Raw genomic sequence first — 6,668 nt, forward strand, 5'->3', positions numbered from 1 at the left:
TCCTCTTCAGGCTATTCGTGGCGCGGCGCATTGGACATGCGCCAGATGAGCAGCGCCACGGAGGTATTCAGGCGGAACTGCGCGTCGTCCAGGGACTGGCCGCTGAGGGCCTCAATCCGCACGATCCGCTGGTTCAGGGTATTGCGGTGGATGCCCAGGCGCTGTGCCGCCCTGAGCGCATTGCCGCCCTCCTGGACGAGCGCGTCGAGCGTCTCGATCAGCAGGTGCGGCTGTTTGCGGCCCGGATCGTTGAGCGGGCCGAGGGTGTCCTTGACGAACTGCTCAACCACCGCGCGATCCGGGATCGCCCGCAGCAGGCGCAACACGCCCAGCTCACGGTAGTCGCAGAAGCCGGCCGGCGCCTGCATGCCTTCGGCGACGTCCAACGCCTGGCGAGCTTCGAGCAGCGCGCGGGGGAATTCGGCGCAGGAATCGGCGCGGGCAGACAAACCGAGATGGGCACGCAACGGCGCGAGTTCCTGCTGCAACCCGATGGACAAGGCGCGTAGTTCGGCGCGCTCGGCACTCCCGGAATCGCCCAGCAGCAGGACGAACAGGTCACCCTGGATCACCACAGGCAGGCGCTCTGGACGCTCCTGCTGCCAGTTCTCCAGATGATCGAGCAGGCGCTGGCGAGTCAGTTGCAGCGAGCGTTCAGCCTCCTCCGGCTCCTGTCGCTGGAACAGCGTGTCGACGCCGGAGAGCCGCAGCGCCACCAGGCGACGTGGCGTCTCCACTGGCAGTTCCAGGTGCTGTGCGCGACGGCGGACAATCTCCAGGCTCGGGTAATCGCCGCTGAGCAACTGGCCGAGGATGTCGCGACGGGAGGTCTTCACCTGGGTCATCTGCACCAGCGCCGTGCCGATCAGGTGGGTGACGATGACCATCTTCAGCGCGTAGGGCTGCTCGATCAACGGCAGACCTTCCGTCTCGGCCAGATGAACCACGGACGCAGGGATGCGCTGGATGAACTCGTCGCCGGTGAGGATGACGATGCCGGCGATGCCGCTGGCGACGCCTTCGCGCACCAGCTGCAGCAGGTTGGCCTCGTCACGGCTGTGGTTGATGCCGGTGACGAACACCAGTTCGCCGCCCATCACCCAGTCGGCGATGCCGACGTTCTCCGCCACATAGGACCAGCGCACGCTGCGATGCACGTTGCGCGCGCCGGCCCGCAGCGCAAGGCTTTCCAGCCCCGGCAGACGGAGGATTTCCTCGACGCTCAGGCTCAAGCGCGCGGCTCGGCCACCGGCGCACGGGCGCGGGTGACTTCGGTGAGAACGATATAGCAGATCGCCGAAGCGGCGATGCCCACCAGCGGAGCGATCCACGGCGAGGCGTAGGCCAGGCCGGCGCCAACTGCGTAGGACACCAGGCCGGTAACGTTGAACGCCGGGATGTGGTTGCCCACCAGCGCCGGGTATTCACCGCGGTTGCGGTACCAGTAGTCGGCCATGATCACGCCACCCAGCGGCGGGATGATCGAACCCAGCAGCACCAGGAACGGGATCAGCCATTCGTACATGCCGCCGATGGCGAGGATGATGCCGATGCCGGCGGCCAGCAGGGTCATGGTGCGGCGACGCTCGCTGCGCACCAGGTGGCAGGCGGCGGCGGAGACGTTGTAGATGGTCGGGCCCTGGATGGTCCACAGATTCAGGCAGAGCATGATCACCGCGGCGAAGGACAGGCCCTGCAGCACCATCACTTCGACGATGTCGGCGTTCTGGTAGACGATGGCGCACCAGGCGCCGGCGACGATCATCAGGCCGTTGCCGATGAGGAAGGCAACGACACTGGCGATCACCGCGATGCGCCCATTGCGGGCCATGCGAGTCCAGTTGGTGGCTTGGGTCGCGCCGCTGGCGAAGGTGCCAAAGACCATGGTCACGGCCGCAGAGAAGGTCAGGGTCTGGCTCGGTTCCTTCGCCAGCAGGCCGCTCCAGCCGCCAGCGTGCGTGGTCGCGATGACCATCGATGCCACCAGCAGGATGAACATCAGCGGTACTGACACGCGGGACATGATGTCCAGGCCCTTGAAGCCGATGATCGCGGTAATCGAGAACAGCAGGCCGAAGACCACCATCAGCGGGATGTTCAGCCACTCCGGCAGCGACAGCATCTTCACCAGCACGATGGCCACGGTGGCGGTGCCCCAGGCGTACCAGCCCAGTTCCGCGAAGCCGAGGAGAAAGTCGGACAGCTTGCTGCCGCGCTCGCCGAAGCAGAAGCGGCCCATCAAGACGGTGTTCAGGCCGCTGCGCGAGGCAATCAGGCCTAGAGAGGCAGCGTAGATGGCGAGCAGCACGTTACCGATGAAGGCGACCCAAAGCATGTCGACGAAGTCGAAGGCCATGCCGATCTTGCCGCCGGCGAACATGGTGCCGGTGAAGAAGGTGAAGCTGAACAGGACCATGGCGATGGGCAGTAGGCCTTTGCGCCCTTCCCTGGGCGTCGCGCTCAGGGGAAATTCACTGGGGGAACTCATTCAGGGGGATCTCCGCGAGGATTGGTTGAGGACTCCCGGCACAACGCAAATAGCGGGCCGGAAAAGCCAATCAGGAACGACGCGGAAATTTTGAGCATGTCGAACATTGTGAACTGTTCACAATGCACACTTCCGGTGGGTGTAACGGCGTTTCAAGATAGCTCAAATGTGCATTGTGCGGATTTCCGGGGCACGATGCAGCTTTTTCGCACCAAAAAAGACGAAACGCCTGACATGAATCACTGCCGTTCGGCAGAATTCCCGCCACGTGCGCCGCTTGCGGGCTGCACTTTCTCCCTGCGACACGCTGTCACCCCCAGACAAGGAAATGGCACGGACAACAAGTCCGCTGCAAACCGACGCAGGCAGACTCTCCTCAATGTTCCGTTCGCCGTCCGCCCTTGGCAGACGGCCTGATAACAACAGATAGCCCGCCAACAAGAAAAAGGGAGTACCCGCCAATGAGCGTCGCCAGGTTCCTCGCTCCATCGGTCCTCGCGCTGAGCACGTGCCTCGCGATGGGCGCAGCCCACGCCGAGCTGCCGACCGAGAGCATCGGTGAGACAGTCTTGCCGTTCCCGCCCTCGCCGCACCGCGCCTACATCGTCGACGTGGAGTTCGAGAACTTCATCGCCGGCCGCGTCACCGTGGTCGACCCCGAGCAGAAGAAGATGCTCGGCATGGTCAGCACCGGCTTCGTCGCTCCGTCCACCCTGAGCCACGATGCGAAGACCCTGTACTCCGCGGACACTTTCTACTCCCGCGGCACTCGCGGCGTGCGCACCGACGTGCTGACCGCCTGGGACACCTCGAACCTGCGTCCGAAGTGGGAAGTGGAAATCCCGGCCAAGCGCGCTTCGATCCTGACCCAGAAGTACGCTCTGGGCGCGAGCTCGGACGATCGCTTCGTCTACATCTACAACTTCACCCCGTCCACCTCGGTCACCGTGGTCGACACCCAGGAGAAGAAGGTCGCCAGCGAAATCGCCATCAGCGGCTGCGTCCTCAACTACCCGGTAGGCAAGCGCGCCTTCGCCTCGCTGTGCGGTGACGGCCAACTGCAGATCACCAAGATCGGTGACGACGGCAAGGAAACCGGCCGCAGCCAGACTCCGTTCTTCGATCCGAACAAGGAAAAGCTCAACGAACGCGGCCTGGCCGTGGGCGAGACCTACTTCTTCGTGACCACCGACGGCATGGTCAAGCCGGTGGACGTCTCCGGCGACAAGCCGAAGATGCTGCCGAGCTGGTCGCTGACCACCGACGAAGAGCGCAAGAAAGGCTGGGGCACCGGCGGCTGGCAGCTGATGGCCGTAGCGCCCAAGCTGAACCGCATGTACGTGCTGATGCATGAAGAGCACAGCGCCGGCAAATGGGAAGACCCGAGCCCGTTCATCTGGGTCTACGACCTGAAGACGCAGAAGAAGATCGGCACCCTGGAAGCGCCCAAGCCGGTGTGGAGCCTGCACGCCACCACCGACGACAAGCCGCTGCTGCTGGGCACCGACGTCGAAGGCGGGCTGCAGATCTTCGACCTGAAGACCGGCAAGTACAACGGCGCCATGGACAAGATCGCCAAGACGCCGATCCTGGTCCTGAGCCACTAAAACCACCTCGAGAGGTACGGATATGTTTTCCGATCCGATCCTGATCATCGCCAGTGCGGTGGCCGTTGCGGTGCTGCTCGCCAGCGCCGCCAGCCACAAGCTGCGCGCGCCGATGCGCTTCGCCCGCCAGGTCGAAGACTACGGCCTGCTGCCGGCCTCGCTGGTCGGCCCGGCGGCCCGCGTGCTGCCGGTGGTCGAAGGCGTTGTCGCCTTCGCCCTGCTGGTGCCGGCGAGCCGCCACGGCGCGGCCCTGGCCGCCACGGCGCTGATCCTGTTCTATGCCGGCGCCATCGGCATCAACCTCTGGCGCGGGCGCCGCGACATCGACTGCGGCTGCTCCGGCCCTGGCCAGATGCAACCGCTGCGCCCGGTACTGCTGCTGCGCAACGCGATCATCGCCGCGCTCGCCCTGATCGCCTCCTGCGCTCCGCAGGCCCGCGAGATGGGCGTGTTCGACGCCTTCGTGATCCTCGCCGCCAGCGCTGTCGCCCTGCTCCTGTATGCCGCGGCCGATGGCCTGCTGGCCAATCATCCCCGCCTGCTCAAACTCATCGGAAGGTGAACAAATGGAAGGTCTGATCGTTTCCAACATTCTTCTCTGGGTGCTGCTCATCGCCCTCGCCTTCACCGTCATGGCGCTGGTGCGGCAGATCGGCGTCCTCCACGGCCGCATCGCGCCGGCCGGCGCGCTGATGGTCGACAAGGGCGTGGCCGTCAACGAGCCCGCGCCGAAAGTCACCGCCGCCGACCGCCACGGTCGTCCGGTCAACTTCGGCTATGAAGGCGAGCGCGGCCAGCTGCTGTTCTTCCTCTCACCGACCTGCCCGATCTGCAAATCGCTGCTGCCGGCGATCAAGTCCATCGCCAAGGACAAGGCCGGCGAGCTGGAAGTGATCTACGTCAGCGACGGCGACATGGCCGCCCAGCAGGCGCTGATCGCCGAGCACGGCCTGGAGAAATCCGCCTACGTGGTCGGTCCGGAAGTCGGCATGACCTACCAGATCGGCAAGCTGCCCTACGCCGCGCTGATCGACAGCAAGGGCGTGCTGCGCGCCAAGGGCCTGGTGAATTCCCGCGAGCACCTGGACAGCCTGTTCGAGGTCGAGCACCTGGGCAGCGCCACCCTGCAGCAGTACATGAATGGCCACAGCCACAACGGCGTGCACACCCACGACGCCAGCCACGGCCACAGCCACTGATCACGGAGAGAACAAGAATGAAATTCCTCGACAACCTGTTCGAGCGCTCCTCCCGCCAGGTGGCCAACGTCACTTCGCGGCGCAAGCTGCTGGGCCGCTTCGGATCGCTGCTGGTGGCCGGCGCCGCCCTGCCGATCATCCTGCCGATCGACCGCACCTCCAAGGCCCTGGCCGCCGAGGCGCCCAAAGCTGGCGATCCGGGTGACCCGAATAGCTGCGACTACTGGCGCTACTGCTCCATCGACGGCTTCCTCTGCTCCTGCTGCGGCGGCACCACCACCTCCTGCCCGCCCGGCACCGATGCCTCGCAAGTGACCTGGATCGGCACCTGCCGCAACCCGGCGGACGGCAAGGACTACATCATTTCCTACAACGACTGCTGCGGTAAGCACAGCTGCTCCCAGTGCGCCTGTACCCGCAACGAGAGCGAGGAACCGCTGTACCGTCCGTTCAACAACAACGACGTCAACTGGTGCCTGGGCGCGGAATCGCGCATCTACAACTGCACCGTCACCATCATCCGCGGCGTCGCGGTCTGAAGTCGGGAGAAAAGCCCATGCGCAGTCTCGTTGTCGGCGCCCTGCTCTGCAGTCTGGTCGCCCCCATCGCTCAGGCCCGTGCGATCCCCGATCCGCACCAGCGGCCGGCGCCCGGCAACGAGGAGGTGCAGAAGCCGATCTCCCAGCAGAGCTACAGCCCGGCCACCAACTACCAGCTGCAATGCGCCGGCTGCCATCTCACCGAAGGCAGCGGCAGCAAGGCCAACGACACACCGCGCCTGCACGGCTTCGTCGGCAACTTTCTGAAGGTGGAGGGTGGGCGGCAATTCCTCGTGCGCGTGCCGGGCATGTCCCAGTCCGCGCTGAACGACGCGCAACTGGCCGACCTGCTCAACTGGCTGCTGCGCAAGGAGGGCATGGCTGGCGCCAGCATGCCCGCCGAGTTCAAGCCCTACACCGCCGAGGAAGTCAAAGCCACGCGCTACCAGGCCCTGCTCAACCTGCCGGGCACCCGCGCAGGGTTGATCCAGGAAATGCGCAAGCAGGGCATCACCATCACCGATGGGATGAGCGATGCGTACTGAGTGATTGCTCCGGCGGCTTGCCCGCCGGAAAACAGCTTTGCCTCCGCACTAATGCCCGCAGCTCCTGCGGGCTTTTTTATGCGCAAAGGGTTGGCAGAGAACGCTTTCGTAGGATGGGTGGAGCGCAGCGATACCCATGCTGTCTGCGCACTGGAGCGATGGGTATCACTGCGCTCCACACCATCCTACGGTCGAGGCCCGCTTGTATGGCGTTAGGGTAGGAACCTGTCGGGGGTGGAGGGACAAGACCCGCTTCTGCAAGCCAGACGGTAGGAGACTTCCCCCACCCA

7 protein-coding genes are annotated in these 6,668 nt (G+C 65.0%); 5 read left to right on the top strand and 2 right to left on the bottom strand.

Features of this window, described 5'->3' with window-relative positions:
- Nucleotides 1–11 precede the first annotated feature (11 nt).
- Together ACIPK7_RS07375 and codB are read right to left on the bottom strand one after the other, a co-directional pair.
- Nucleotides 12–1,232, bottom strand: coding sequence for a PucR family transcriptional regulator (locus ACIPK7_RS07375; RefSeq protein WP_401086881.1), 1,221 nt, complete (start codon nucleotides 1,230–1,232; stop codon nucleotides 12–14).
- A complete protein-coding gene (gene codB, locus ACIPK7_RS07380; RefSeq protein ID WP_192431039.1) occupies nucleotides 1,229–2,488 on the bottom strand; it encodes a cytosine permease in 1,260 nt (419 codons plus the stop codon). The genes ACIPK7_RS07375 and codB overlap by 4 nt, the downstream gene beginning before the upstream one ends.
- 461 nt (nucleotides 2,489–2,949) lie before the next feature.
- Between codB and ACIPK7_RS07385 the strand changes: the two genes are divergently transcribed.
- Genes ACIPK7_RS07385 through ACIPK7_RS07405 form a run of 5 tightly spaced genes read left to right on the top strand, consistent with a single transcriptional unit; the run spans nucleotide 2,950 to nucleotide 6,378 of the window.
- Nucleotides 2,950–4,095 carry an amine dehydrogenase large subunit gene (locus ACIPK7_RS07385; RefSeq protein ID WP_192431038.1) on the top strand — a complete coding sequence of 382 codons (1,146 nt, stop codon included), beginning with the start codon at nucleotides 2,950–2,952 and terminating at the stop codon, nucleotides 4,093–4,095.
- A gap of 22 nt (nucleotides 4,096–4,117) precedes the next feature.
- Nucleotides 4,118–4,657, top strand: coding sequence for a MauE/DoxX family redox-associated membrane protein (locus ACIPK7_RS07390; RefSeq protein ID WP_192431037.1), 540 nt, complete (start codon nucleotides 4,118–4,120; stop codon nucleotides 4,655–4,657).
- A 4-nt stretch (nucleotides 4,658–4,661) separates the two neighbouring features.
- The gene (mauD, locus tag ACIPK7_RS07395) at nucleotides 4,662–5,294 is read left to right on the top strand and encodes a methylamine dehydrogenase accessory protein MauD (protein ID WP_192296068.1); all 633 of its coding nucleotides are present in this window, start codon (nucleotides 4,662–4,664) and stop codon (nucleotides 5,292–5,294) included.
- 17 nt (nucleotides 5,295–5,311) lie between these two features.
- A complete protein-coding gene (locus ACIPK7_RS07400) occupies nucleotides 5,312–5,833 on the top strand; it encodes a methylamine dehydrogenase light chain (RefSeq protein ID WP_017518360.1) in 522 nt (173 codons plus the stop codon).
- 17 nt (nucleotides 5,834–5,850) lie between these two features.
- Nucleotides 5,851–6,378 (top strand): cytochrome C, encoded by a 528-nt coding sequence (locus ACIPK7_RS07405; RefSeq protein WP_192431036.1) that lies wholly within the window; start codon nucleotides 5,851–5,853, stop codon nucleotides 6,376–6,378.
- Nucleotides 6,379–6,668 lie beyond the last annotated feature (290 nt).

Origin of the sequence: Pseudomonas sp. NPDC086581, from assembly GCF_044746165.1 — a bacterium.
In the GTDB taxonomy this organism is placed as follows: Bacteria; Pseudomonadota; Gammaproteobacteria; order Pseudomonadales; family Pseudomonadaceae; genus Pseudomonas.

Bases quoted from the DNA above. Each gene is read 5' to 3' on its own strand.
- ACIPK7_RS07405 (WP_192431036.1), top strand. From the start codon at position 5,851: ATGCGCAGTCTCGTTGTCGGCGCCCTGCTCTGCAGTCTGGTCGCCCCC.
- codB (WP_192431039.1), bottom strand. From the start codon at position 2,488: ATGAGTTCCCCCAGTGAATTTCCCCTGAGCGCGACGCCCAGGGAAGGG.
- ACIPK7_RS07390 (WP_192431037.1), top strand. From the start codon at position 4,118: ATGTTTTCCGATCCGATCCTGATCATCGCCAGTGCGGTGGCCGTTGCG.
- mauD (WP_192296068.1), top strand. From the start codon at position 4,662: ATGGAAGGTCTGATCGTTTCCAACATTCTTCTCTGGGTGCTGCTCATC.
- ACIPK7_RS07400 (WP_017518360.1), top strand. From the start codon at position 5,312: ATGAAATTCCTCGACAACCTGTTCGAGCGCTCCTCCCGCCAGGTGGCC.
- ACIPK7_RS07385 (WP_192431038.1), top strand. From the start codon at position 2,950: ATGAGCGTCGCCAGGTTCCTCGCTCCATCGGTCCTCGCGCTGAGCACG.